Annotated in this window: 32 protein-coding genes; 28 read left to right on the top strand and 4 right to left on the bottom strand. The window is 70.7% G+C overall.

Features of this window, described 5'->3' with window-relative positions; all coding sequences use genetic code 11:
- Nucleotides 1–9: 9 nt before the first annotated feature.
- The 18 genes from rpsS (at nt 10) to map (ending at nt 9754) form a co-directional block, all read left to right on the top strand.
- Nucleotides 10–291, top strand: a complete 282-nt coding sequence (gene rpsS, locus DEI95_RS04065; protein WP_017885529.1) for a 30S ribosomal protein S19 — start codon at nt 10–12, stop codon at nt 289–291.
- A gap of 26 nt (nt 292–317) precedes the next feature.
- Nucleotides 318–710 (top strand): 50S ribosomal protein L22, encoded by a 393-nt coding sequence (gene rplV, locus DEI95_RS04060; protein ID WP_110824243.1) that lies wholly within the window; start codon nt 318–320, stop codon nt 708–710.
- Entirely contained in the window at nt 710–1516 is an 807-nt protein-coding gene (gene rpsC / locus DEI95_RS04055; RefSeq protein ID WP_110824242.1) for a 30S ribosomal protein S3, read from the top strand. The genes rplV and rpsC overlap by 1 nt, the downstream gene beginning before the upstream one ends.
- A 2-nt stretch (nt 1517–1518) precedes the next feature.
- Nucleotides 1519–1938 (top strand): 50S ribosomal protein L16, encoded by a 420-nt coding sequence (gene rplP / locus DEI95_RS04050; RefSeq protein WP_110824241.1) that lies wholly within the window; start codon nt 1519–1521, stop codon nt 1936–1938.
- Nucleotides 1938–2258: a 50S ribosomal protein L29 gene (rpmC, locus tag DEI95_RS04045; RefSeq protein WP_110824240.1), complete on the top strand. Its 321-nt coding sequence runs from the start codon at nt 1938–1940 to the stop codon at nt 2256–2258. Before rplP ends, rpmC begins: the two co-directional genes overlap by 1 nt.
- The gene (rpsQ, locus tag DEI95_RS04040) at nt 2258–2542 is read left to right on the top strand and encodes a 30S ribosomal protein S17 (RefSeq protein ID WP_110824239.1); all 285 of its coding nucleotides are present in this window, start codon (nt 2258–2260) and stop codon (nt 2540–2542) included. The genes rpmC and rpsQ overlap by 1 nt, the downstream gene beginning before the upstream one ends.
- Nucleotides 2543–2573: 31 nt before the next feature.
- Complete coding sequence (gene rplN / locus DEI95_RS04035) at nt 2574–2942, top strand: 50S ribosomal protein L14 (RefSeq protein ID WP_110824238.1); 369 nt, start codon at nt 2574–2576, stop codon at nt 2940–2942.
- Nucleotides 2943–2945: 3 nt separating this feature from the next.
- Nucleotides 2946–3299, top strand: a complete 354-nt coding sequence (gene rplX, locus DEI95_RS04030; RefSeq protein WP_110824237.1) for a 50S ribosomal protein L24 — start codon at nt 2946–2948, stop codon at nt 3297–3299.
- A complete protein-coding gene (rplE, locus tag DEI95_RS04025) occupies nt 3299–3889 on the top strand; it encodes a 50S ribosomal protein L5 (RefSeq protein ID WP_110824236.1) in 591 nt (196 codons plus the stop codon). The genes rplX and rplE overlap by 1 nt, the downstream gene beginning before the upstream one ends.
- A 155-nt stretch (nt 3890–4044) precedes the next feature.
- The gene (gene rpsH, locus DEI95_RS04020; protein WP_110824235.1) at nt 4045–4443 is read left to right on the top strand and encodes a 30S ribosomal protein S8; all 399 of its coding nucleotides are present in this window, start codon (nt 4045–4047) and stop codon (nt 4441–4443) included.
- 6 nt (nt 4444–4449) lie between these two features.
- A complete protein-coding gene (gene rplF / locus DEI95_RS04015; RefSeq protein WP_110824234.1) occupies nt 4450–4986 on the top strand; it encodes a 50S ribosomal protein L6 in 537 nt (178 codons plus the stop codon).
- Nucleotides 4987–4988: 2 nt separating this feature from the next.
- Entirely contained in the window at nt 4989–5366 is a 378-nt protein-coding gene (gene rplR / locus DEI95_RS04010; protein ID WP_110824233.1) for a 50S ribosomal protein L18, read from the top strand.
- Entirely contained in the window at nt 5363–6175 is an 813-nt protein-coding gene (rpsE, locus tag DEI95_RS04005; protein WP_181419464.1) for a 30S ribosomal protein S5, read from the top strand. The genes rplR and rpsE overlap by 4 nt, the downstream gene beginning before the upstream one ends.
- A complete protein-coding gene (rpmD, locus tag DEI95_RS04000) occupies nt 6175–6360 on the top strand; it encodes a 50S ribosomal protein L30 (protein WP_082517835.1) in 186 nt (61 codons plus the stop codon). The genes rpsE and rpmD overlap by 1 nt, the downstream gene beginning before the upstream one ends.
- Nucleotides 6357–6821: a 50S ribosomal protein L15 gene (gene rplO, locus DEI95_RS03995; protein ID WP_110824232.1), complete on the top strand. Its 465-nt coding sequence runs from the start codon at nt 6357–6359 to the stop codon at nt 6819–6821. The genes rpmD and rplO overlap by 4 nt, the downstream gene beginning before the upstream one ends.
- 178 nt (nt 6822–6999) lie before the next feature.
- Nucleotides 7000–8322 (top strand): preprotein translocase subunit SecY, encoded by a 1323-nt coding sequence (secY, locus tag DEI95_RS03990; RefSeq protein WP_110824231.1) that lies wholly within the window; start codon nt 7000–7002, stop codon nt 8320–8322.
- Nucleotides 8319–8909 (top strand): adenylate kinase, encoded by a 591-nt coding sequence (locus tag DEI95_RS03985; protein ID WP_110824230.1) that lies wholly within the window; start codon nt 8319–8321, stop codon nt 8907–8909. Before secY ends, DEI95_RS03985 begins: the two co-directional genes overlap by 4 nt.
- Nucleotides 8910–8923: 14 nt before the next feature.
- A complete protein-coding gene (gene map, locus DEI95_RS03980) occupies nt 8924–9754 on the top strand; it encodes a type I methionyl aminopeptidase (protein WP_258367447.1) in 831 nt (276 codons plus the stop codon).
- A 311-nt stretch (nt 9755–10065) separates the two neighbouring features.
- On the opposite strand, the gene DEI95_RS03975 is transcribed toward map, so the two are convergent.
- The gene (locus DEI95_RS03975) at nt 10066–11346 is read right to left on the bottom strand and encodes an LCP family protein (protein WP_258367445.1); all 1281 of its coding nucleotides are present in this window, start codon (nt 11344–11346) and stop codon (nt 10066–10068) included.
- Between the two features lie 287 nt (nt 11347–11633).
- Here DEI95_RS03975 and infA point away from each other — a divergent pair, with 287 nt between their 5' ends.
- The 7 genes from infA (at nt 11634) to DEI95_RS03940 (ending at nt 16206) form a co-directional block, all read left to right on the top strand.
- On the top strand, nt 11634–11855 hold the full coding sequence (infA, locus tag DEI95_RS03970; protein ID WP_017885509.1) for a translation initiation factor IF-1: 222 nt from the start codon (nt 11634–11636) through the stop codon (nt 11853–11855).
- A gap of 70 nt (nt 11856–11925) precedes the next feature.
- Nucleotides 11926–12042, top strand: a complete 117-nt coding sequence (rpmJ, locus tag DEI95_RS03965; protein WP_022903266.1) for a 50S ribosomal protein L36 — start codon at nt 11926–11928, stop codon at nt 12040–12042.
- Between the two features lie 206 nt (nt 12043–12248).
- Nucleotides 12249–12623: a 30S ribosomal protein S13 gene (rpsM, locus tag DEI95_RS03960; RefSeq protein WP_110824228.1), complete on the top strand. Its 375-nt coding sequence runs from the start codon at nt 12249–12251 to the stop codon at nt 12621–12623.
- 9 nt (nt 12624–12632) lie between these two features.
- Nucleotides 12633–13031 (top strand): 30S ribosomal protein S11, encoded by a 399-nt coding sequence (gene rpsK / locus DEI95_RS03955; protein ID WP_110824227.1) that lies wholly within the window; start codon nt 12633–12635, stop codon nt 13029–13031.
- 188 nt (nt 13032–13219) lie between these two features.
- Nucleotides 13220–14215 carry a DNA-directed RNA polymerase subunit alpha gene (locus tag DEI95_RS03950; protein ID WP_110824226.1) on the top strand — a complete coding sequence of 332 codons (996 nt, stop codon included), beginning with the start codon at nt 13220–13222 and terminating at the stop codon, nt 14213–14215.
- Nucleotides 14216–14279: 64 nt separating this feature from the next.
- Entirely contained in the window at nt 14280–14861 is a 582-nt protein-coding gene (rplQ, locus tag DEI95_RS03945; protein ID WP_111059455.1) for a 50S ribosomal protein L17, read from the top strand.
- Nucleotides 14862–15048: 187 nt separating this feature from the next.
- Nucleotides 15049–16206, top strand: a complete 1158-nt coding sequence (locus DEI95_RS03940) for an aromatic acid exporter family protein (RefSeq protein ID WP_111059454.1) — start codon at nt 15049–15051, stop codon at nt 16204–16206.
- A 10-nt stretch (nt 16207–16216) separates the two neighbouring features.
- Here DEI95_RS03940 and DEI95_RS03935 read toward each other — a convergent pair whose 3' ends face one another.
- Nucleotides 16217–17353, bottom strand: a complete 1137-nt coding sequence (locus DEI95_RS03935) for a hypothetical protein (RefSeq protein ID WP_146243585.1) — start codon at nt 17351–17353, stop codon at nt 16217–16219.
- Between the two features lie 95 nt (nt 17354–17448).
- Between DEI95_RS03935 and DEI95_RS03930 the strand changes: the two genes are divergently transcribed.
- Nucleotides 17449–20727 carry a BTAD domain-containing putative transcriptional regulator gene (locus DEI95_RS03930; RefSeq protein ID WP_111059452.1) on the top strand — a complete coding sequence of 1093 codons (3279 nt, stop codon included), beginning with the start codon at nt 17449–17451 and terminating at the stop codon, nt 20725–20727.
- On the opposite strand, the gene DEI95_RS03925 is transcribed toward DEI95_RS03930, so the two are convergent.
- A complete protein-coding gene (locus DEI95_RS03925) occupies nt 20696–21532 on the bottom strand; it encodes an ABC transporter permease (protein ID WP_111059451.1) in 837 nt (278 codons plus the stop codon). The genes DEI95_RS03930 and DEI95_RS03925 overlap by 32 nt on opposite strands.
- Nucleotides 21529–22524: an ATP-binding cassette domain-containing protein gene (locus tag DEI95_RS03920; RefSeq protein WP_111059450.1), complete on the bottom strand. Its 996-nt coding sequence runs from the start codon at nt 22522–22524 to the stop codon at nt 21529–21531. The genes DEI95_RS03925 and DEI95_RS03920 overlap by 4 nt, the downstream gene beginning before the upstream one ends.
- Nucleotides 22525–22620: 96 nt before the next feature.
- Between DEI95_RS03920 and DEI95_RS03915 the strand changes: the two genes are divergently transcribed.
- Together DEI95_RS03915 and DEI95_RS03910 are read left to right on the top strand one after the other, a co-directional pair.
- Nucleotides 22621–23538, top strand: coding sequence for a tRNA pseudouridine(38-40) synthase TruA (locus DEI95_RS03915; RefSeq protein WP_258367444.1), 918 nt, complete (start codon nt 22621–22623; stop codon nt 23536–23538).
- A 49-nt stretch (nt 23539–23587) separates the two neighbouring features.
- Complete coding sequence (locus tag DEI95_RS03910; RefSeq protein WP_110900417.1) at nt 23588–24334, top strand: MBL fold metallo-hydrolase; 747 nt, start codon at nt 23588–23590, stop codon at nt 24332–24334.
- The last annotated feature ends 91 nt before the right edge of the window (nt 24335–24425 follow it).

Here is a 24425-nt window from a genome sequence, read left to right as displayed (position 1 = left end):
GTTCCGAAGATGCCACGCAGTCTGAAGAAGGGCCCCTTCGTCGACGAGCACCTGCTCCGCAAGGTCGTCACGCAGAACGAGGCCAACACCAAGAACGTGATCCGTACCTGGTCGCGTCGGTCGATGATCGTCCCGAACATGCTCGGTCACACCATCGCGGTGCACGACGGCCGCAAGCACATCCCGGTGTTCGTCACCGAGTCGATGGTCGGTCACAAGCTCGGCGAGTTCGCGCCGACCCGCACCTTCCGCGGCCACGTGAAGGACGACAAGAAGGGCCGTCGCCGCTGAGGCGGCGACGAAAGAGGAGGAACGAAATGGTGGAGTCGATCGCACGCGTGCGACACATCCGCGTCACGCCTCAGAAGGCCCGTCGCGTCATCCAGCTGATCCGCGGCAAGCAGGCCCACGAGGCGCTCGCCATCTTGAAGTTCGCCCCCCAGGGCGCTTCGGAGCCCGTGTACAAGCTGGTCGCCTCGGCGATCGCCAACGCACGTGTCAAGGCGGACTCGACGAACAGCTTCCTCGACGAGCGCGACCTCTACGTGAGCAGCGTCTACGTCGACGAGGGCACGACCCTGAAGCGGTTCCAGCCGCGCGCCCAGGGCCGCGCCTTCCGCATCAACAAGCGCACCAGCCACATCACGGTCGTCCTCGCGACGCCGGATGAGGCCGAGGCCGCCGCGACGAGCAAGAAGGCGAGCAAGTAATGGGCCAGAAGGTCAACCCGTACGGCTTCCGTCTCGGGATCACGACGGACCACATCTCCCACTGGTTCGCCGACAGCACGAAGAAGGGTCAGCGCTACGCCGACTTCGTGGCCGAGGACGTCAAGATCCGTCAGTTCCTGACGAAGACCCTCGACCGCGCGGGCGTCGCCCGCATCGAGCTGGAGCGCACCCGTGACCGCGTCCGCGTGGACATCCACACGGCGCGCCCGGGCATCGTCATCGGTCGCCGCGGCGCCGAGGCGGAGCGCATCCGGAGCGAGCTCGAGAAGCTCACCAAGAAGCAGATCCAGCTCAACATCCTCGAGGTCAAGAACCCCGAGACCGAGGCCCAGCTCGTCGCGCAGGGCATCGCCGAGCAGCTCTCCGCTCGTGTCGCGTTCCGTCGCGCCATGCGCAAGGGCCTGCAGGGTGCACAGCGCGCCGGCGCCAAGGGTGTCCGCATCCAGGTGTCGGGCCGCCTCGGCGGCGCGGAGATGTCGCGTTCGGAGTTCTACCGCGAAGGCCGTGTGCCCCTGCACACCCTCCGCGCGAACATCGACTACGGCTTCTACGAGGCCCGGACCACGTTCGGCCGCATCGGCGTGAAGGTCTGGATCTACAAGGGCGACATCACGAACAAGGAGCTCGCTCGCGAGCAGGCGAACCAGCGTTCGTCCCGCCCCGAGCGTCGTGGCGGCGACCGTCGTGGCGGCGGCCCCCGTGGCGACCGCAACGAGCGCGGTGGCGACCGTCGCGAGCAGCAGGCCCCGCAGGACGCGCCGGCCGGCGCAGGAGTTGAGGCGTAACCATGCTTATCCCCCGTCGAGTCAAGCACCGCAAGCAGCACCACCCGAAGCGTTCGGGCCAGGCGACCGGTGGCACCAAGGTCTCCTTCGGTGACTACGGTATCCAGGCGCTCACCCCGGCCTACGTGACCAACCGTCAGATCGAGTCCGCTCGTATCGCGATGACGCGTCACATCAAGCGTGGCGGCAAGGTGTGGATCAACATCTACCCGGACCGTCCGCTCACCAAGAAGCCGGCTGAGACCCGAATGGGTTCCGGTAAGGGTTCCCCCGAGTGGTGGATCGCGAACGTCAAGCCGGGTCGTGTGCTCTTCGAGCTCTCCGGCGTGAGCGACGAGATCGCCCGCGAGGCACTGACCCGTGCAATCCACAAGCTGCCCCTCAAGGCACGCATCATCAAGCGCGAGGAGGGCGACGCATAATGGCGATCGGTTCCAAGGAGCTCCGTCCCACTGAGCTCGACACCTTCGAGAACGAGCGTCTCGCTGACGAGCTGAAGAAGGCCAAGGAGGAGCTGTTCAACCTCCGCTTCCAGTCGGCCACCGGCCAGCTGGAGAGCCACGGCCGTCTCCGTGCCGTCAAGCGCGACATCGCGCGCATCTACACCGTGCTCCGCGAGCGCGAGCTCGGCATCCGTGCCACGCCCGCCCCCGTCGAGACCGCCCCGAAGGCCAAGAAGTCGTCGAAGAAGGCCGAGAAGCCGGCTGAGTCGACCGAGGCCGAGACCGCCGAGGAGAACTGATGGCGACCGAAGAGAAGGACTCCGCAGCCCTCACCCGCGGCTACCGGAAGACCCGTCGCGGCTACGTGACGAGCGACAAGATGGACAAGACGATCGTCGTCGAGGTCGAGGACCGCGTGAAGCACCCCCTCTACGGCAAGGTCATCCGTCGCACGTCGAAGGTCAAGGCCCACGACGAGCTCGGGACCGCCGGCATCGGCGACCTGGTCGTCATCAGCGAGACCCGTCCCCTCAGCGCCACCAAGCGCTGGCGCCTGGTCGAGATCCTCGAGAAGGCCAAGTAGGCCTCGGCCCGCTTCGGAATAGGAGACAGCAGTGATTCAGCAGGAATCCCGCCTGAAGGTCGCCGACAACACGGGTGCCAAGGAGATCTTGACCATCCGCGTGCTCGGTGGCTCGGGTCGTCGCTACGCCGGCCTCGGTGACGTCATCGTCGCCACGGTGAAGGACGCCATCCCCGGCGGCAACGTGAAGAAGGGTGACGTCGTCAAGGCGGTCATCGTTCGCACCAAGAAGGAGACCCGTCGTCCCGACGGCTCCTACATCAAGTTCGACGAGAACGCGGCAGTGATCCTCAAGGCTGACGGCGACCCGCGCGGTACCCGCATCTTCGGGCCGATCGGTCGCGAGCTCCGTGACAAGAAGTTCATGAAGATCATCTCGCTCGCGCCGGAGGTGCTGTAAGCCATGGCGAACATCAAGAAGGGTGACCTGGTCCAGGTCATCACGGGCGCCACGCAGGAGCGTGGCGGCGACCGCGGCAAGCAGGGCAAGGTCATCGAGGTCCGCGGCGACCGTCTGGTCGTCGAGGGCATCAACTTCGTGACCAAGCACGTCCGCGTCGGTCAGACCCAGCGCGGTTCGAAGACCGGTGGCATCGAGCAGCACGAAGCCCCGATCCACGTGTCGAACGTCGCGATCGTCGACCCGAAGACCAAGAAGCCGACCCGCGTCGGTTTCCGCAACGAACAGGTGGAGAAGGACGGCGTCACCAAGACCGTCCGCGTCCGCTACGCCAAGAAGTCTGGTGAGAAGCTCTGATGACCGACACGACTGCCGCGACTGCTGAGAAAGTTCAGCCGCGCCTCAAGCAGAAGTACCGCAACGAGATCAAGGCGGCGCTGACCGAGCAGTTCGGTTACGCGAACGTCAACCAGGTCCCCGGCCTGGTCAAGGTCGTCGTCAACACCGGCGTCGGCGAGGCCGCGCGCGACTCGAAGATCATCGAGGGGGCCATCAAGGACCTCACGGCGATCACGGGTCAGAAGCCGCAGGTCACGCTTGCCCGCAAGTCCATCGCGCAGTTCAAGCTGCGTGAGGGCCAGGCCATCGGCGCGCACGTCACCCTCCGCGGTGACCGCGCGTGGGAGTTCCTGGACCGCCTGCTGTCGCTGGCGCTCCCGCGCATCCGCGACTTCCGCGGCCTGAGCGACCGCCAGTTCGACGGCAACGGCAACTACACCTTCGGTCTCTCGGAGCAGAGCGTGTTCCACGAGATCGACCAGGACCGCATCGACCGCGTGCGTGGGTTCGACATCACCGTCGTGACCACCGCGAAGACGGACGACGAAGGCCGCGCGCTGCTCCGCCAGCTCGGCTTCCCGTTCCGTTCTGCCGAGCAGACGGTCTAAGCTACTCCGGGCGGTGCGGGCCGGAGGAGTTTCTCCTCCGGCCCGCTCGCACGAAGTCACACCGATCCCGGGGAACCGCCCTGGGATCACATCGATCGTCGAGGTCGGCACTCGTGGAACGGGTGTCGAAACCGGACGAAGGACGGAAACGCATCATGACGATGACCGATCCGGTCGCAGACATGCTGACCAGATTGCGGAACGCGAACTCGGCGCACCACGACGCCGTCTCGCTTCCGAGCTCCAAGCTCAAGCAGACCATCGCTGACATCCTCAAGCGCGAGGGTTACATCAGCGAGTGGAAGGTCGAGGACGCCCGCGTGGGGCAGACCCTGACCATCGACCTCAAGTACGGCCCCGATCGCGAGCGTTCGATCGCCGGCATCAAGCGCGTCTCGAAGCCGGGCCTCCGCGTCTACGCGAAGTCGACCGAGATCCCCCGGGTCCTCGGTGGCCTCGGCGTGGCGATCCTGTCGACCTCCTCGGGGCTCCTGACCGACCGCGAAGCCGAGCAGAAGGGCGTGGGTGGGGAAGTCCTCGCCTACGTTTGGTGATCGATCATGTCTCGTATCGGACGTCTCCCCATCGACATCCCGGCCGGAGCGACCGTCTCGGTCGACGGCCAGAACGTCGCCGTCAAGGGCCCGAAGGGCGAGCTCTCGCTCGTCATCGCTGAGCCCATCCAGGCGAAGGTCGAGGACAACCAGGTCCTCGTCAGCCGCCCGGACGACGAGCGTTCCTCCCGCGCGCTGCACGGCCTGACCCGCTCGCTCATCGCGAACCAGATCATCGGCGTCACCCAGGGCTACTCCAAGGGCCTCGAGGTCGTCGGGACCGGTTACCGCGTGGCCGCCAAGGGCAGCGACCTCGAGTTCGCGCTCGGGTACTCCCACCCCATCACGGTCAACCCGCCGGCCGGCATCAGCTTCGCCGTCGAGGGCAACAACAAGGTCACCGTGAACGGCATCGACAAGCAGCTCGTCGGTGAGGTCGCGGCCAACATCCGCAAGCTGCGCAAGCCCGAGCCCTACAAGGGCAAGGGTGTCCGCTACGCCGGCGAGATCGTGCGCCGCAAGGCCGGAAAGTCAGGTAAGTGATCATGGCCATCGGAACTCGTACTCGAGGCAAGAGCAAGGCGGCTGCCAAGGCGCGTCGCCACAACCGTCTCCGGAAGAAGATCACCGGGACCGAGACCCGTCCCCGTCTCGCCGTCACCCGTTCGTCACGTCACGTGTTCGTCCAGGTCATCGACGACGCCAAGGGTCACACCCTCGCCAGCGCATCGACGATGGAGGCCGACCTCCGCTCGTTCGACGGCGACAAGACCGCCAAGGCCCGTCGCGTCGGCGAGCTCGTCGCCGAGCGCGCGAAGTCGGCTGGCGTCGAGGCCGTGGTCTTCGACCGCGGCGGTAGCAAGTACGCCGGTCGCGTCGCCGCGATCGCCGATGGTGCCCGTGAAGGAGGGCTGAACCTGTGAGCGACATCGCGAACACCAACGACGACGCCGAGGCCACGACCGAGGTCGAGACGACCGACGCCGAGACCACCGCGACCGAGGCGAAGGCCCCCGCGGCCAAGGAGCCCGACGTCCCGGTCGTCGAGCGTCCCGTCGAGACCGCTGCGGGTTCGGCATCGAACAACCGCGACTCCGTCGACAACCGTGGCCGTCGTGGTGGCGGCAGCGGTGGCGGGCGTGACCGTCAGCAGGGTGGCCGTGGCGGCAACGACCGCAACGGTCGCGGCGGCGACAGCCAGTTCCTCGAGCGCGTCGTCACCATCAACCGCGTCTCCAAGGTCGTCAAGGGTGGTCGTCGCTTCAGCTTCACCGCGCTCGTCGTCGTCGGTGACGGCAACGGTCTGGTGGGCGTCGGCTACGGCAAGGCCCGCGAGGTCCCGACCGCCATCTCGAAGGGCGTCGAGGAGGCGAAGAAGAACTTCTTCCGCGTCCCCCGCGTCGGCAACACGATCCCGCACCCGGTGCAGGGTGAGGCCGCCGCTGGCGTCGTCCTCCTGCGTCCGGCCGCTGCCGGTACCGGTGTCATCGCCGGTGGTCCGGTCCGCGCCGTGCTCGAGTGCGCCGGCATCCACGACGTCCTGAGCAAGTCGCTCGGTTCGTCGAACACCATCAACATCGTGCACGCGACCGTGACGGCGCTCAAGCAGCTCGAAGAGCCGCGTGCCGTCGCCAGCCGTCGTGGTCTGCCCGTCGACCACGTCGTCCCGGCCCGTCTGCTGCACGCCGAGGCGGCCGCTCGTACGGCTGCGAACGAGAAGGCAGGTGCGTGATGGCGATGCTGAAGATCACGCAGACGAAGTCCGTCATCAGCGAGAAGCAGTACCAGCGCGACACGCTCCGCAGCCTGGGTCTCAAGCGCATCGGCCGTACGGTCCTGCGTGAGGACAACTCCCAGAACCGCGGGTACATCGCGACGGTTGCGCACCTCGTGAAGGTCGAGGAGGTCGACGCATGAGCGACGAGAAGAACGAGCGCGTCCAGATCCTGAAGGTCCACCACCTTCGTCCGGCAGCGGGGTCCAAGAAGGACCGCACCCGCGTCGGCCGTGGTGAGGGCTCGAAGGGCAAGACCGCCGGCCGTGGCACCAAGGGCCAGAAGGCCCGGTACCAGGTCAAGGTCGGCTTCGAGGGTGGGCAGATGCCGCTGCACATGCGCACCCCGAAGCTCCGCGGGTTCAAGAACCCGTTCCGCGTCGAGTACCAGCCCGTGAACCTGGACAAGATAGCGGAGCTCTACCCGAACGGTGGCGACGTCACCGTCGCGGACCTGGTCGCCAAGGGCGCCGTCCGCAAGAACGAGAAGGTCAAGGTTCTCGGTCAGGGTGACATCAGCGTGGCGATCACCGTCACGGTCGACAAGGTCTCGGCATCCGCCGAGGAGAAGATCGTGGCGGCGGGCGGCACCGTCACCAAGTAGTCCCCGTCGGCGGCGGCCCGCGCATTGCGCGCGGGCCGCCGTTACGGTTTCCTTGATGGCAGGTCCGGAACACGGCGTCGTTCGACGTGCGTGCCGGACCACGGGGTCGGCGCTTCCGGCCACGGGCGACCTCGCCCGGCTCGACCGGTCAACCGGTCACAGAAGTTCGGAGTAACTCGTGTTCAGAGCGGTCGCGCGCATCATGCGCACCCCAGATCTTCGGAAGAAGATCGGTTTCACCCTCGCGATCATCGCGCTGTTCCGCCTCGGCTCGTACATCCCGGCACCGTTCGTGGACTACGCCAGCGTGCAGGCCTGCCTGGCGTCCGCGTCGTCCTCCGGCGGCCTGTACGACCTGATCAACCTGTTCTCCGGCGGCGCGCTCCTGAAGCTCTCGGTCTTCGCGCTCGGGATCATGCCGTACATCACGTCGTCGATCATCGTGCAGCTCCTGCGCGTGGTGATCCCGCACTTCGACTCCCTCTACAAGGAGGGTCAGTCCGGTCAGGCGAAGCTGACGCAGTACACGCGCTACCTCACCATCGCGCTGGGCGTGCTGCAGTCCACCACCCTGATCACCGTCGCCCGCTCGGGTGCCCTCTTCGGCACGAGCGCCTCGGCCTCCTGCACGTCGATCATCTCGAACGACAGCTGGTACGCGATCCTCCTGATGGTCATCACCCTGACCGCGGGCACCGGCCTGATCATGTGGATGGGCGAGCTCGTCACCGAGCGCGGCATCGGCAACGGCATGTCGCTGCTCATCTTCACCTCGATCGCCGCGCAGTTCCCGTCGGCGCTCTGGGCCATCGAGCAGTCGCAGTCGTTCGAGCTCTTCCTCTTCGTCATCCTGGTCGGCCTGGTCATCATGATGGCCGTCGTGTTCGTCGAGCAGTCGCAGCGGCGCATCCCGGTCCAGTACGCCAAGCGCATGGTCGGGCGTCGCACCTACGGCGGCAACAACACGTACATCCCGATCAAGGTGAACATGGCCGGCGTCGTGCCCGTCATCTTCGCGTCCTCGCTGCTGTACCTGCCGGCGCTGATCGCACAGTTCAACCAGCCCTCGGACGGCTCCGCGCCGGCCCCGTGGGTGACCTGGATCCAGAGCAACCTGACCTCGGGTGACAACTGGTTCTACATGGTCCTGTACTTCCTGCTCATCGTCGGGTTCACGTACTTCTACGTCGCGATCACCTTCAACCCCGAAGAGGTCGCCGACAACATGAAGAAGTACGGCGGGTTCATCCCGGGCATCCGAGCCGGACGTCCGACCGCCGAGTACCTCGACTACGTCCTCACCCGGGTGACGCTGCCCGGTGCGCTCTACCTCGGTCTCATCGCGCTCATCCCGCTCGCAGCACTGGCGCTGTTCGGGGCGAACCAGAACTTCCCGTTCGGCGGTGCCAGCATCCTGATCATCGTGGGTGTCGGCCTCGAGACCGTGAAGCAGATCGACTCGCAGCTGCAGCAACGTCACTACGAAGGGCTCCTCCGTTGAGCGCACGCCTCATCATCGTCGGACCTCCCGGAGCGGGCAAGGGCACCCAGGCCGGCCGCATCGCGTCGGCGCTCGGGATCCCCGCGATCTCCACGGGCGACATCTTCCGCAAGAACGTCGCCGACGGCACGCCCCTGGGGCAGCGCGCGAAGGCGCTCATGGACGCCGGTGAGTACGTGCCGGACGACCTGACCAACGCGCTGGTTCGGGACCGTCTCGCCGAGCCGGACGCCGAGCAGGGGTTCCTGCTCGACGGGTATCCGCGCACCACCGCACAGGTCGAGTACCTCGACGCGCTCCTCGCGGAGCAGGGTGCGGCGATCGACCTCGTCGTGCAGCTCGTCGCCGACCAGGACGCCCTCGTGGCGCGCCTGCTCAAGCGTGCGGGGGAGCAGGGTCGCGCTGACGACACCGAGGAGACGATCCGTCGTCGCCAGCAGGTGTACCAGGAGCAGACCGCGCCGATCGTCGCCGTCTACCAGGAGCGCGGACTCGTCGCCGACGTCGACGGTCTCGGCACCGTGGACGAGGTCGGGGACCGCATCGCGGAGGCCCTGACGACCCGCGGTCTCACGGCCGCCGTCTGACCGGGGTCGGTCCGGTGCGTCGGCGGAAGCCCTCCATCTACAAGTCGCCCGAGGAGCTGCGCGCCATGGTGCGCCCGGGTCTCCTCACCGCGCAGGCGTTGGACGCCGTCCGAGCAGCGATCCGTCCCGGGACGACCACGGCGGAGCTCGACGCGATCGCCGAGCGGACGATCCGCGACGGCGGGGGCATCCCGAACTTCCAGCTCGTGCCGGGCTACCGCCACACGCTCTGCGTCTCGGTGAACGACGAGATCGTGCACGGGATCCCCGGTGCACGGGTGCTGCAGGCCGGCGACATCGTGTCGGTCGACGCCGGGGCCGAGGTCGACGGCTGGAACGGTGACAGCGCCTTCACCGTGGTCGTGCCCGGCGGCGACCCCACCGTGGCGGCCGCCCGGCAGAAGCTGTCCGACACCACCGAGCGCGCGCTGTGGCACGGCATCGCAGCGCTCGCGCACGCACGGAACCTGCACGAGGTCGGCTCGGCCGTCGAGGACGCCATCGACGAGACCGGGGCGTGGGGCATCGTCGAGGACTTCACCGGCCACGGGATCGGCCGGTCGATGCACGAGGAGCCTCCGGTCTTCAACCACCGTGTCCGCGGTGTCGGCCCTGCCGTGCAGCCGGGCCTCGCGGTCGCCATCGAACCGATGGTCACCGCCGGCACGATCGACAGTTCGACCGACGACGACGAGTGGACCGTCCGGACACTCGACGGGTCCGACGCCGCCCACTGGGAGCACAGCGTCGCGGTGCACGCCGACGGCATCTGGGTGTTGACCGCCGCAGACGGTGGGGCCGCCGGGCTGGCACCCCTCGGCGTCACGCCGGTCCCGGTCCCGTAGCGCGCCTCCCGACCGCGCCTCCGGACCGCGTCTCCAGCTCCGGGCACGGAGGCCGTCCGGCCCGGCACCCGGTGCTGCCGTCCACGCTGCAGGACCCGGGTCGCGGGCCGACCCTGGTGACGCGGGACGGGCCTCCAGGCAGGACGTGGCCGGTGCGGTGCGGTGCGGCTGTGCCGCGCATCTCCCACCCGCCGCCGTCACGCGACGGGCTCCGTCGGCGTGCGGAGGCGACCCTGCCGACGGCGCCGACGGGTCGGGGCCGGACGGGAGGCCCGGCGTCCCCGACCCCGGACCGTCCGTCGCGCGGTCCCTCAGTTCCCGACGGAGCAGGTCTCCTCGGCAGCGCTCTGTCCGCTGATCGAGGAGGGCAGCGGCGTCGAGGAGGGGCTGCTCGTCGTGGTCGTCTGTCCGTCCGGCGTGGCCGACGCGCTCGGAGCGGCGGTCGCGGCGTCCGACGGCGCGGCATCGGACGGGCTCGCGGACGGAGCCGGGGTCTCTGTGTCGGACGACTCCTGCGACGCGCGACCGGTCGACGAGTCGCTGAGCGAGGTCCGCTCGTCCGTCTGCAGGGCGACGTTGAGCGTGTGGGCGGCGGCCTCGTCGACGACGACGCGCGCCGCGTCGGCGGGGTCGTCGACGACCGGGTACTGCACGAAGAGCATGCTCGAGGTGCTCATGCCGCGCAGGGTCGATGCGAGGCCGACGAGGGTCCGGGTCTGCGCGAGGCCGTCGGACAGCGTCATGTTGGACAGCGCTGCGCCGGCGAGCTTGTAGAGGGTGATCGGGTTCGACAGGGTGCCGTCCGCCGTCACCTGGCGGAGCAGTGCGGACAGGAAGACCTGCTGGGAGCTGATGCGGGCCAGGTCGCTGCCGTCGCCGACGCCGTGGCGCGAGCGGAGGAAGGCGAGCGCGTCCGAACCCTGCAGGGAGTGCGCGCCGGCGGTCAGGTGCAGCCCGGTGAAGGTGTCGTCGATGGGGGTCGCGACGCAGACGTCGACCCCGCCGAGGGCGTTCGACATCTCGATCACGCCGTCGAAGGTGATGAGCCCGGCGTAGGGCACGGTGAGGCCGGTGAGGTTCTCCACCGTGTCGACGACACAGGAGACACCGCCGTTGCCGAGCGCGGTGTTGAACTGCGCGGACTCCGCTGCGGGGTAGGTCGTCCCGGTCTCGGGGTTGGTGCAGGCCGGGATCGGCACCATCAGGTCCCGGGGGAAGCTGACCGCGGTGAGCTGCTGGTGGTCCTCGGACACGTGCACGAGCATCGTGACGTCGTTGCGGGCGCCCTCGACGTCCTCGTCGGAGTCGAACTGCCCGACGCGGGTGTCGCTCCCGATGAGCAGGATGTTCGCGCCACCCTCGATGGCGGTGACGTCGGCGGTCTCCGCGGTGCTCTGGTCGTCGGTGCTGAGCTGCACCGTCTGCGGCGCCGCGGCGAGCTGGGCGCCGGCGATCGCGGCGACGCTGGTGCCGCTGACGAGCAGGACCGCGGCCGCGGATGCGACGACGGACAGGAGGGTCGTCCAGGCGCGGCGGCGGGGGAGTCGGCCGTGGCGGGCGACGGGGCGCGCGCGGCCGGGGGCGTCGGGCACGGGGGTCCTCCTTCGGTGACTGCTCTCGTCACCGTACGGGGCTGGGCCCTGTTCCGGCATCGCTCCGGCTGTGGAGAACCTGTCGAACAGCGGATCTGCGGGCCGATCCGGGCGGCTCGTCCCCTGCACTGGGGTGCCCGCGCCGCTCCGACATGCAGGCGCACTTGGCAATCGGCGGTCTACCACATAAGATCGATCTTTGGTGTGCCATGCCCTCTGGCGTGGCGCCCGACCCGCAGACCGGCTCGGGGATCACACCGGTAATCCAACCAAGCGACAGTGAGGCTATGGCCAAGAAAGACGGCGTCATCGAGATCGAGGGCTCGGTGCTCGAAGCTCTGCCCAACGCGATGTTCCGCGTTGAGCTGACCAACGGACACAAGGTCCTCGCGCACATCTCCGGGAAGATGCGCCAGCACTACATCCGCATCCTCCCCGAGGACCGCGTGATCGTGGAGCTGAGCCCGTACGACCTGACCCGCGGCCGGATCGTCTACCGCTACAAGTGATCCGCGAGCTGGAAAGGAACGGCCCGGCGAACCCGCCGAGCACGAAGCCAGCGAGCACGAGGAACGAACAATGAAGGTCAACCCCAGCGTCAAGCCCATCTGCGAGCACTGCCGAGTGATCCGCCGGAAGGGCCGCGTCATGGTGATCTGCAAGAGCAACCCGCGTCACAAGCAGCGCCAGGGCTAGTCCCTGTGGGGCTCCTCCGGGAGCCTGCCGCGTGAGCGGGGTCGCCGGTCGTCAGACCGCCTGCGGCTCGAGCACGAACCACAACTGAAGATCGACAACGCAGTACCAGAACCCATCCGCCTCGGCGGGTGGGGGACACCTCGGGACGGAGGCCCGGGCACCGGTACTGCGCCACACCTCCATCGACAACAGGAGCAGCCAGCACAATGGCACGTCTAGCAGGCGTCGACATCCCGCGCGAGAAGCGCGTGGAGATCGCACTCACCTACATCTACGGGGTCGGCCGTACCCGCGCCGTCCAGACGCTCGCGGAGACCGGCATCTCCGGCGACATCCGCGTCAAGGACCTCACCGACGACCAGCTCGTCGCCCTCCGCGACTACATCGAGGGCACGTTCAAGGTGGAGGGTGACCTCCGCCGTGAGGTCGCCGCCGACATCCGCCGCAAGGTCGAGATCGGTAGCTACGAGGGTCTCCGCCACCGTCGTGGTCTCCCGGTGCGCGGTCAGCGCACCAAGACCAACGCTCGTACCCGCAAGGGCCCGAAGCGCACCGTGGCAGGCAAGAAGAAGGCTCGATAGGAGATCACGATGGCTACCCCCAAGACCGCCGCGCGCAAGCCGCGCCGCAAGGAGAAGAAGAACGTCGCCGTGGGCCAGGCCCACATCAAGAGCACGTTCAACAACACCATCGTCAGCATCACCGACCCGTCGGGTGCCGTCCTGAGCTGGGCGTCCTCGGGCGCCGTCGGCTTCAAGGGCTCGCGCAAGTCGACGCCGTTCGCGGCGCAGCTCGCCGCCGAATCGGCCGCCCGTCAGGCCGCCGAGCACGGCGTCAAGAAGGTCGACGTCTTCGTCAAGGGCCCGGGCTCGGGTCGCGAGACGGCGATCCGTTCCCTCCAGGCCGCTGGCCTCGAGGTCGGCTCGATCAACGACGTCACGCCGCAGGCGCACAACGGGTGCCGCCCGCCGAAGCGCCGCCGCGTCTGACGCGAGGAGCAACCGGCCGTTCCCCGCTCGTTCCCTGACCGGGACGAGCGGGGTCGGCCATTCCTGGTCGTTCGATCGCGCACTCCAGTGCGCGTGATCACAACTGAAACAGACCCGTCGGGGCCCGGCCGGCCCCGTCGTACCGCCAAGTGTCATATAGCGGACACTTCGCCGAAAGGAATTCCACAGTGCTCATTGCACAGCGCCCCACCCTGAACGAGGAGTCGATCTCCGAGTTCCGCTCGCGCTTCGTCATCGAACCGCTCGAGCCGGGCTTCGGCTACACCCTCGGCAACTCGCTGCGCCGCACGCTCCTCTCGTCCATCCCCGGTGCTGCCGTCACGAGCATCCGCATCGACGGTGTCCTCCACGAGTTCAGCACCGTTCCCGGTGTCAAGGAGGACGTCACCGAGATCATCCTGAACATCAAGAGCCTGGTCGTCTCCAGCGAGCACGACGAGCCGATCACCGCCTACCTGCGCAAGCAGGGTGCGGGCCAGGTCACCGCGGCGGACATCTCCGCCCCGGCCGGTGTCGAGATCCACAACCCGGACCTCGTCATCGCGACCCTGAACGACTCCGCGCGCTTCGAGCTGGAGCTGACGATCGAGCGTGGCCGCGGCTACGTCTCGGCGACCCAGAACCGCTCGGAGTTCAGCGAGGCCGGTCAGATCCCGATCGACTCGATCTACTCGCCCGTGCTCAAGGTCACCTACCGCGTCGAGGCGACGCGTGCCGGTGAGCGCACGGACTTCGACCGCCTGGTCGTCGACGTCGAGTCGAAGCCCGCGATCACGCCGCGCGACGCCATCGCGTCGGCCGGTCGCACGCTGGTCGAGCTGTTCGGTCTCGCCCGCGAGCTGAACACGGCGGCCGAGGGCATCGAGATCGGCCCCGCGCCGGTCGACGCCGTGCTCTCGAACGAGCTGCAGACCCCGATCGAGGACCTCGACCTGTCGGTGCGCAGCTACAACTGCCTCAAGCGGGAGGGCATCAACACGGTGTCCGAGCTCGTCGCCCTGTCGGAGACGCAGCTCATGAACATCCGCAACTTCGGTCAGAAGTCGGTGGACGAGGTCAAGGACAAGCTCACCGAGCTCGGCCTGTCCCTCAAGGACACCGTCCCCGGATTCGACGGTGCCCACTTCTACAGCGGGTACGACGAGGACGAGTCCAGCAACTGACCTCGCGCTGACGCGCACGCGCTCCTGACACGGGGCGCACCACCATCACCACTGGAGAACTGACATGCCGAAGCCCACCAAGGGCCCCCGCCTCGGTGGCGGTCCCGCCCACGAGCGCCTGCTCCTGAGCAACCTCGCCAACGCCCTCTTCACGCACGGTCGCATCACGACGACCGAGACGAAGGCCAAGCGCCTCCGTCCGGTCGCCGAGCGGCTCATCACGTTCGCGAAGCGCGGCGACCTGCACGCGCGTCGTCGCGTGATCGCGGCCCTGCGCGACAAGACCGTCGTGCACACGCTGTTCACGGAGATCGCGCCGCAGGTGGCCGACCGCCAGGGCGGCTACACCCGCATCACGAAGCTCGGCTTCCGCAAGGGCGACAACGCGCCGCTCGCCTCGATCGAGCTCGTCCTCGAGCCCGTCTCGAGCTCGCCGGCTCCCGTCACGCGCAACGCTGCCCCGGCCGCCGCTGCGCCGGTCGCCGAGGACACCACGTCCGAGGAGACCACGGCGGCCCCGGTCGAGGAGACCGAGACCACCGAGGAGTCGACCCCGGTCGCCGACGAGACCACGACCGACGCTGCTGCCGAGGTCGAGGCCGACGCCGCTGCGAAGTCGGACGACGCCGCGGGCGCGTCCAAGTAGTCGCACCGCACCACAGGAAGGCCCCTGCAGCGTCTGCTGCAGGGGCCTTCCTGTTCCACCGTGCAGGCTCCTGACCACGCGGTTCGGACCACCCGGCGGGCCCGGCAGACCCGGGAGGCCCGGGAGGCCCGGGAGGCCCGACCAGCGTCCGCCCCCACATCGTGCCGACCGAGAGACGAGGTACCCGATGCAGTTCCAGCACGTCGCCGGCGTCGGCACCCGACTGTGGCGGTGGAGCCGGGACTCCGGCACGCAGCCCCGGCTGCTGCACGCCGCGAAGGCGGCTGCGGCGGCCACCATCGCCTGGCTGGTCGCGCAGAACGTGCCCGGTGTGGCAGCGGAGTACCCCTACTACGCCCCGCTCGGTGCGGTCGTGGCGATGCAGACGACGGTGTTCGCCGGACTCCGGAGCGGGCTGCAGACCCTGGTCGGGATCGCGCTCGGCATCGCGGTCGCCGCCTTCACGATGTGGCTCGGCGACCCCGGGGTCCTGGCCGTGGCGATCACGGTCGGCGTCGGCGTCCTCGTCGGCGGGTTCCGGGTCCTCGGCGAGGGGAGCTCCTGGGTGTCGACGGCGGCGCTCTTCGTCCTGCTCGTCGGCGGTGCACACGCCGAGGGGTACTCGCTCGGGTACCTGGTGCAGATGGCCGTCGGCGTGGTGGTCGGGCTCCTCGTGAACTTCCTGGTGTTCCCGCCCCTGCACTTCTGGGACGCCGAGCGTCGCATCGACCAGGTGAACACCGTCCTCGCCACGCACCTGGACGGCCTGGCGGACGTGCTCGAACAGGGCGAGCGTGACGAGCGCGCGTGGGACCAGGCGCAGGACCGCCTCGACCGTGCCATCGCCGACGTCCGGGCTCGGGTGTCGATCGCCCAGGAGAGCCGCCGCATCAACCCCCGCGGTGCGCTCCGCGGCTCACGTGCCCGCCTGCAGCGCGACGGCGCCCGCTTCCGCGCGCTCGAGCGCGTCGCCTGGTACACGACCGACCTGACGGAGCTGGTGGCCCGTTCCGGTCCGGTGTCGGCGAACCTCGGACGTCCGGACGAGGCGTTCACGACGCCGCTCGTGTACGCCATCCGGCAGGTCGCGTCGATGGTCCGTGGCGACCACCCGCCGGACGAGGGCGACCGGGCGATCGCGGAGCTCGAGCAGGCGCTCGACGCCTCGCACGAGTTCCCGTCGGACGTCGCCGTGACCGCCACGGCGCTGGTGGCGCTCCGCGGCATCGTCGAGTCGGAGCGCCGGGCGACCCGGGACGCCGACACCGAGACCGGCCCTGCCGAGCCGACGAGCATCCGCGACCGGCTCGTGCGCCGACGCGGGCACGGCGGTCAGCGGGGCTGACGCCGACGCGTCACGAGCCGAACGACGACGCCGCCCACCGCTCGACCGCGGCGGCGGTGTCCGATGCCGCCTCGGTCGTCAGGAGGTACTGCGTCCAGGTGCGGTCGTGCACCACGTCGACCGTGCAGGCGAGCTCGTCACACGTGCGCCATGCGGCGTCGCGTGCGCCGAGCCCCGGCAGGTCGATCCGTCCGTCGCGGTCGACGGTGCCCGCCGCGAGCCGCTGCTCGACGACCCACCCGCTGTCCGGGACCGAGGCGTACACCGCGCCCGTGGCGTACTCCGGGCCGACGAAGCGGCACGTGCTGCCGCCGACCCGGCTCTGGGCGAACTCGTCGATGGTCGGCGGGGTGTCGGTCAGCGTCACCGAGTCGCGGAGGGTGGTGTCGGCGACGGCCGCGACCCCGTCCGTCGTGCAGTCGGTGAACGACCAGTCGTCCGAGTCGTCGCCGTCCACCGATGCAGCCGGGGACGCGGCGACGGTCTCCCGAACGTGCTCGAGGAGCGCTTCGTACTCGGGCTGCATCGCCTCGGGGGTGGCGTCCGAGGCGGTCTGCAGACGCACGACCGCGACGTCGACCCAGGCCGTCCCGGCGAGCACACCACCGTTGCAGTACACCCGTGCGGCATCACTCGCGGCGCAGCGCACCGTGGTCGCGCTCTCCGCCGGAGCGGTCGCGTCGGTGCCGGCGGTCCGGAACGCGGCAGCGGCGTCCGGGAGCACGGCGACTCGGACGCCCTCGTAGGCGGGCTCGTCGGCCGTGCGCGCGGCGCGGTCGTCCAGCGGGGAGCTGCCGTTGGACGCCCAGCATCCCGTCCCGCCGGTGAGCCTGGTGGCGTTCCACGTGGCGGCCGGGTGGGCCAGTTCGGTGATGGCGTCGACGGGCTCGGCATCGGGGACGAGCGCGCGGACGAGGTCGTCCGGCAGGAGGGCGTCGCACGCGGGCGCGTCGCCGGCGGAGGGCTCGGTGCCGAAGTCGGTCGTGGCGGGCGTGTGCTCCGGGGTCGGTGACGAGGAGGGGCTGGCGTCGGTCGGGGTGGGCCTCGGGTCGGCGCTCGTCGTGGGTGTGCAGGCGGTCATGCCGGTGCTCAGCGCAGCCAGGAGTGCGACGGCCACGACCCCCCTTGTGACGGTCTTCTTGTGCATGTGTTCAGTATGGAGACGCGCGACCGAGTCGGACGCGAGCGCACATCACGGTCCGGTACCGACCCGTGTCCGTCGCGCCGACCTAGACTCCTCCCGTGTCCGCGCCCCGCATCGCCGTCCTGGGCCCGGTCCTGGCGGAGACCCCGTCCGGTGCACTCGTCCCGGTCGCCGGTGCCCTCGCCCGGACGTTCCTGGTCGCCCTGGTCCTCGCACACGGACGGGCCGTCACCACGGAATCGCTCATCGACGACCTGTGGGGCGACGATCCTCCCCGCGGCGCGCGCGCCGCGCTCCAGACGCTCGTCTCGCGACTCCGTCGGGCCACCGTCGACGGCCTGGTCGTCTCGACGTCCGCCGGGTACGCACTCGGGATCGACCCGGACGCGACCGACCTCGGCGCCGCCGAGCGCGTCCTCCGTGGGGAGCCGGACGCCGTGGCCCTCCAGACGGCGTTGGACCGCTGGCGCGGCGAGCCCGGGGGCGACCTCGAGGGCGGCACGGCCGACACGCTCGCCGGTCGCGCAGCCGGCGTGCGCCGGGACCTCCGCCGACGGCTGGCCGTCGTCCTGCAGCGCTCGGGCGACCTCGATGCCGCCGCAGCCCTCTGGCGGGAGGAGACCGCCGCCGACCCGTTCGACGAGACCGCCGTCCTCGGACTCGTCCGGGCGCTCGCCGACGGTGGACACGCCCCGGAAGCACTCGCCGCGTTCGCCTCCCACCGCGACCGGCTGTCCGACGAGCTCGGCGCCGACCCGTCCGCGGCGCTGGTGCGCCTGAACGCCGAGGTGCTCCGCAGCGCCGGGTCCGTCTCCGGGACCGCCCGACGCGTCGGGCTCCGGGCCGCGCCGAACGCCCTCGTCGGCCGGGAGGCGGACCTCGCCACCGTCACGCGGCTCCTGGCCACCGAGCGGTTGGTCACGATCCTCGGTGCCGGTGGGCTCGGGAAGACCCGTCTCGCACAGGCCGCCGCGGCGACGGTCCCGCCGGCGTGCGGTGTCGTGGTCGTCGAACTCGCGCCGCTCACCACCGGCGAGGACGTCCTGCCCGCCCTCGGCTCCCTGCTCGGGATCGCCGAGGTCCGCGGGGCTCGCAGCCTCCGGGACGCGGTCACGGCCGACCTCCGTACCCGGGTGTCCCGCGCACTCGGCGAGGAACCGACCCTGCTCGTGCTCGACAACTGCGAGCACCTGCTCGAGCCGGTGGCCGCCCTCACCGCGGACCTGCTCGCCGAGCACCCGGACCTCCGCGTGCTCACGACGTCGCGGGCCCCGCTGGCTGTCGCCGGCGAGGTCGTCGCACCCCTGGCCCCGCTGCCCGTCGAGGCGGACGGTGCCGCGGTCCGGCTCTTCACCGACCGGGCACGGGCGGCCCGACCGGGCGCGGTGCTGCCGGTCGACGCAGTCCGACGGATCTGCACGCGGCTCGACGGTTCTCCGCTGGCGATCGAGCTCGCGGCGGCGCGCATCCGCGGCATGAGCGTCGACGACATCGAGCGCCGACTCGACGACCGCTTCGCCCTGCTCCGTGGCGGCGACCGTTCGGCTCCCGAGCGGCACCGCACCCTCCTCGCCGTGATCGAGTGGAGCTGGCGGCTGCTCGACGACGGTGCGCGCGACCTCCTCACCCGGCTGGCGCTCTTCCCGGACGGGCTGTCCGTGGGTGCGGTCGAAGCGGTCGCCGCGCCGGACCGCGCCGACGACGCCCTCGACGACCTGGCGGAGCTCGTGGAGCAGTCACTCGTCCAGCTCCTGGAGCGCGAGGGCGAACCGGTCCGCTACCGCCTGCTCGAGACCGTCCGCGAGTTCGGGGCCGCACGCCTCGACGCGTCGGGCGCGACCGCGGCCGTCCGGAGCGCGATGGTCCGATGGGGCAGCAGGCTCGCCGCCGTGAACGACCTGTTCACGGTCCGCACCGACGACCAGCTGCAGCGCTTCCGCGTCATCGAGCGTGAGGCCGACAACCTCGTCACCCTGCTCCGCTGGAGCCTGCGCGACGAGGACCCGGTCGCCGTCGCGCCGCTCTTCTCGGCGCTGGCCGGGTACTGGTCGTTCCGCGGCGCGCACGGCGAGGTCGCGACGCTCGCCGCGGACGTCGTCCCCGTGCTCCGCGCCGCACCGCCGGAGCCCGCGGTCCGGACGCCGGCGGTCCTCGGGCTCGTCATCGCCTGCGCCACCGCCGCGTTCACCGACCGCCGCACCTCGGCGCGCGCGCGGGCCGGCCTCCGCCGACTCGTCCGCGACGGACCGACCGGGGTCGGCATCGTCGACGCGCAGGCCGAGCTGCTCCTCACCCTCGGACGACGGGCGGTCGGCGACGCGCAGCTCGCCCGCTTCCGCGAGGACCCGGACGCCGGGGTCGCCTGCCTCGCGAACCTGCTCAGCGCACCGCTCGCCGAGAACGACGGCGAACTCGAGCGTGCCCTCGCGCACGCTACCCGCGCGCGCACCCTCGCCGAGCGCGTCGGCGACCTGTGGACGACCGGCTCCGCCGCCGTCTCCGTCGCACAGCTCTCCGCGCAGACCGGGCGGTACGCGCAGGCCCTCGCCGCGGCCGAGGTCGCGCGGGACCGGCTGGAGCAGTTCGGCGCCGAGGACGACCTGGTCGAGGTCGGGTGGAGCGTCGGCCTCAGCGCGGCGGCGACCGGTGACGCCGCGCGCGCCCGCCGGGTGGCATCCGAGCTCACGAGCCGTCCGAGCGACCCCCGCGGCGGTGGCAGCGCGGTCGGCGGACCCGGGGCGGTCGGTGACCGCGCCCAGATGACGGTCCTCGCGCACGCCATCTCCGCGGAGGTGGCGCGGAGCGCGGGAGACCCCGCCCTCGCCGCGGTAGAGTACCGCCGGGCGCTGGACGCGGTCGTGCCGCACCAGCGTGACGCCGGGCAGTGGACGATGGTGGTCGGTGCCGCCCTGCTCGCCGTGCAGGACGAGGCGGCGCAGCGCGACCCGACGCCGGAGCCGGACCGCCCCGCCGGGGCCGGACCGGGCCTCCAGGACGACGGCCGGGAGGCGCGTGCCGACGTCGCCCGACGGGTCCGGGTGAGCGCCTTGGTCGCGCTCCGCATGCCGTCGATGTGGAACGACCTGCCGGTGGCCGGCACCGCCCTGCTCGGGGCCGCCCTCGAGGCGGTCGGGCGGGACGTCGATCCCGAACTCGTCGCCGCGGCGTGGGGGAGTGCGGTGCGCCTCGGCGCTCGGCAGGACTTCGCGGTCCTCGGGCACGGTCGCACCCGGGCGGTCCTCGCGGCGACCGTCGGCGAGCAGCGCCTGGCGGACGCGGCGACGGCCTCGACCGGACAGAGCCGGGCCGAGGCCGTCGCCGCCGCGCGAGCGGTGCTGGAGGCGATCAGGCCTTCCGCATGTACGCACGCACCGTGAGCGGGGCGAACACCGCGACGACCACCGCTGCGCCGAGCAGGCTCAGCCACAGGTCACCGCCGACCGAGCCGGAGTTCACGAGGTCCCGGACGGCCGTGATGAGGTGCGAGATCGGGTTGACGTCGGAGAACCAGTGCAGCCAGTCCGGCAACGTGTCCGCGGGGACGAACGCGTTCGAGAGGAACGTCAGCGGGAAGAGCACGAGGTTCGAGATGCCCGAGACGCTCGACGCGGTGCGGGCGACGACACCGAAGTAGGCGAAGACCCAGCTGATCGCCCACGCGACCACCACGACGAGCAGTCCGGCGAGCACGACCGCACCGAAGCCGCCCGCCGGCCGCAGCCCCATGGCGAACCCGACCGTGAACGTGATGGTCGTCGCGATCGCGTACCGCACGGTGTCGGCGAGCAGTGCTCCGGCGAGCGGGGCGATGCGGGCGATGGGCAGCGAGCGGAACCGGTCGAACACGCCCTTGTCCATGTCCTCGCGGAGTTGGACGCCGGTGACGATCGACGACGTGATGTTCGTCTGCACGAGGATGCCGGGGATGATGATCGGCAGGTAGCTGCTGACGTCGCCGGCGATCGCGCCGCCGAAGATGTAGGTGAACATCACGGTGAACACGATCGGCATGAGTGTCACGTCGAACAGCTGCTCGGGCGTCCGGCGGACCTTCACGAGCCCGCGGTACGCCATGGTCAGTGACTGCCGTGCGGTCGCGGCGAGCCCGGAGCCGCCGATCCCCGGCCGGGGTGTGATCCGCGGTGCGGTGGTGCCCAGGTCGGGCGCGGTGGTCGTGGTCATGCGATGCTCCCTTCGAGCGCGCGGTCGGCCTCGGCCGCCGGGGTGGTCGGTGTGCCGGTGATCTGCAGGAAGACCTCGTCGAGCGTCGGCTTCTGCACGCTCATCTCGGCCAGGGAGAGCTCGGCGTCGCGGAACGCGACGAGCAGGTCGGTGACGCGGTCCGGGTCCGCCATCGGTGCGGTGAGGCGGGAGCCCTCGGGGCTCGCGAGCGCAGGGGTGCCGAGCACGCGGTGCACCAGCTCGGACGCCTCGGACATCCGTGCAGGCGTGGCATCGGCGATGCGGAGCTGCAGGGACGCCGTGCCGACCGATGCCTTCAGTTCGTCGCTCGTGCCCTCTGCGACCACCCTGCCGTGGTCGATCACGGCGATGCGGTCCGCGAGCTGGTCGGCCTCGTCCAGGTACTGCGTCGTGAGCAGCACCGTGGACCCCGTCGCGACGAGGTCTCGGACGGTGTCCCACATCTGCGCCCGGGTGCGCGGGTCGAGGCCCGTCGTCGGCTCGTCGAGGAAGATGAGCGGCGGCTGCGCGATGAGGCTCGCCGCGAGGTCGAGCCGTCGGCGCATGCCGCCGGAGAACCCGCGGAGCGGACGCCGAGCGGCCTCGCTGAGGCCGAACCGCTCGAGCAGTTCGGTGGTCTTGCGCTTCGCCTCCGCCCGGGACAGCCCGAGCAGCCGACCGAAGACGACGAGGTTCTCGGTCGCGCTCAGGGTCTCGTCGACGCTCGCGTACTGGCCGGTCACACCGATGAGCTGCCGGACGACGTGGGGCTCCCGGTGGACGTCGTGCCCGAACACCCGCGCCTCACCCCCGTCCAGGCGGAGCAGGGTCGCGAGCATGCTGATCGTGGTCGTCTTGCCGGCGCCGTTCGGACCGAGCACCCCGTAGACCGTGCCGGCCTCCACGCGGAGGTCGACACCGTCCACAGCCCGGTTGCTGCCGAACGTCTTCACGAGGCCAGTGGCCTCCACCGCGAGCGGTGTCGTGGTCATCGTCGTGTCCTTCCGTCGACGTCGTGTTCGGAGACGACCCTGCCGACCGGCACTCACACGGCACTGACGTCGCGCTGACGTCGGTACCGTGGAGGTGTGAGCGAGACCGGCCGGACCGAGGGCAAGGCCGGCGTGCGGCTGCGGCTCGACATCGCCTACGACGGAGCTGCGTTCTCCGGGTGGGCCCGACAGCCCGGACTCCGGACCGTGCAGGGCGCACTCGAGTCCGCCCTCGCCACCGTCTTCACCCGCTGGGGCACACCGCCGCAGCTCACGGTCGCCGGCCGCACCGACGCCGGTGTGCACGCCACCGGGCAGGTCGCGCACCTCGACCTCAGCGACGAGCAGTGGGCCGCGCTCTCCCGTCCCCGCCGTCCCGCCGCCGACGGCACCACGCGGGACCCCTTCGCCGGGCTGGTCCGCCGCCTGAACGGGCTCGCCGGGCCGGACGGGGACGTCGTCGTCACCCGGGCGTCGGTCGCCCCGCCGGGGTTCGACGCGCGGTTCTCACCGATCTGGCGGCGGTACCGGTACCGGGTCGCCGACCTCGATGCCGCCCGTGACCCGCTCCGTCGCGGACACACGACCTGGTACCCGGGGCGCCTGGACCGGGCGGTGATGGAGCGCGGTGCGCTCCGCCTGCTCGGGCTGCACGACTTCGCGGCGTTCTGCAAGCCGCGTGAGGGCGCGACCACCATCCGGACCCTGCAGGAGTTCCGCTGGGACCGCGAGCCGGACGGCGTGCTCGTGGCGAGCCTCCAGGCCGACGCCTTCTGCCACTCCATGGTGCGCGCCATGGTGGGCGGCTGCCTCGCCGTCGGCGAGGGCCGCCTGACGCCGGACCGGCTCGACGCGCTGCGGATCGCCGCCGAGCGCACGAGCGCCTTCACGGTCGCCCCGGCCCGTGGGCTCACCCTGACGGAGGTCGGGTACCCCGACGACGACGCCCTGGAGGCCCGTGCCGTGCAGACACGCGCCCGTCGCGACGCGGAGGGACACCGGCCCGGCGACTGAGCGGCAGGCACCCGCGTCGCGTCCCGGCGCAGGGCGCTACCGTCGGGGCATGGCTCCTCGTGCTCCGCGCTCCGTCGTCTCCGTCGCACCCGGCGTGGTGTTCGTCGAGGGGCCGGTGTCCAACTGGGTCGTCCTCGCCGAGGAGGACGGCGTCGCCCTCATCGACGCGGGGTACCCGGCCGACACCGACCTCGTCCTGGACAGCGTGCTGCTCGCCGGCCACGACCTCGACGAGCTCCGCCGCGTGTACGTCACCCACGGCCACGTGGACCACGTCGGCGGCCTGCCCGGGATCCTCGAGCGTCACCCGCACGTCGAGGTCCTCGCGCACGCCGACGAACTCGCCAACGTCCGTGGACCGGGGCGCCAGCAGGTCACCCCGGCCGAGATCGGCGGACGGCTCGCCGCTCCCCGGGTGCTGCGGTGGCTCGGGCGTGCGATCGCCTCGGACGCGCTCCGGCCGACCACCGTCCCGTCCGCGCGGGCGTTCACCGCGCGGGACTTCGACGGTCGCGCGATGACCCCGCTGCCCGCGCCCGGCCACACCGCCGGGTCCACCGCGTACCTGCTGCCGGCCGCCGATGCGATCGTCACGGGCGACGCCGTCGTCACCCACCACGACACCCAGCCGGCCTCGTGGGCACCACGGCCGCGCATGATCACGCCGTTCTTCACGGCCGACCAGGCGCTCGCCGTGGAGTCCGCGGGCGTGCTGCCGTACCCGGCGATCGTGTTGCCCGGACACGGTCCGGCGGTGCACCGGGTCGGGTCGGAGTGGGTGCCGATCGAGGCGTGACGACCGAGCGCACCGTCGCAGAACGGACGGTCGACCCTCGTCCGGGGGGAAGGTTCACCTGCTCGTAACCTGTGCGCCCGCGCAGGACCGT

This window comes from Curtobacterium sp. MCBD17_008 (assembly GCF_003234475.1).
Taxonomy (GTDB): Bacteria; Actinomycetota; Actinomycetes; order Actinomycetales; family Microbacteriaceae; genus Curtobacterium.
Note: the sequence above shows the minus strand (reverse complement) of the source record. Positions and strands in the feature narration are given on the sequence as shown.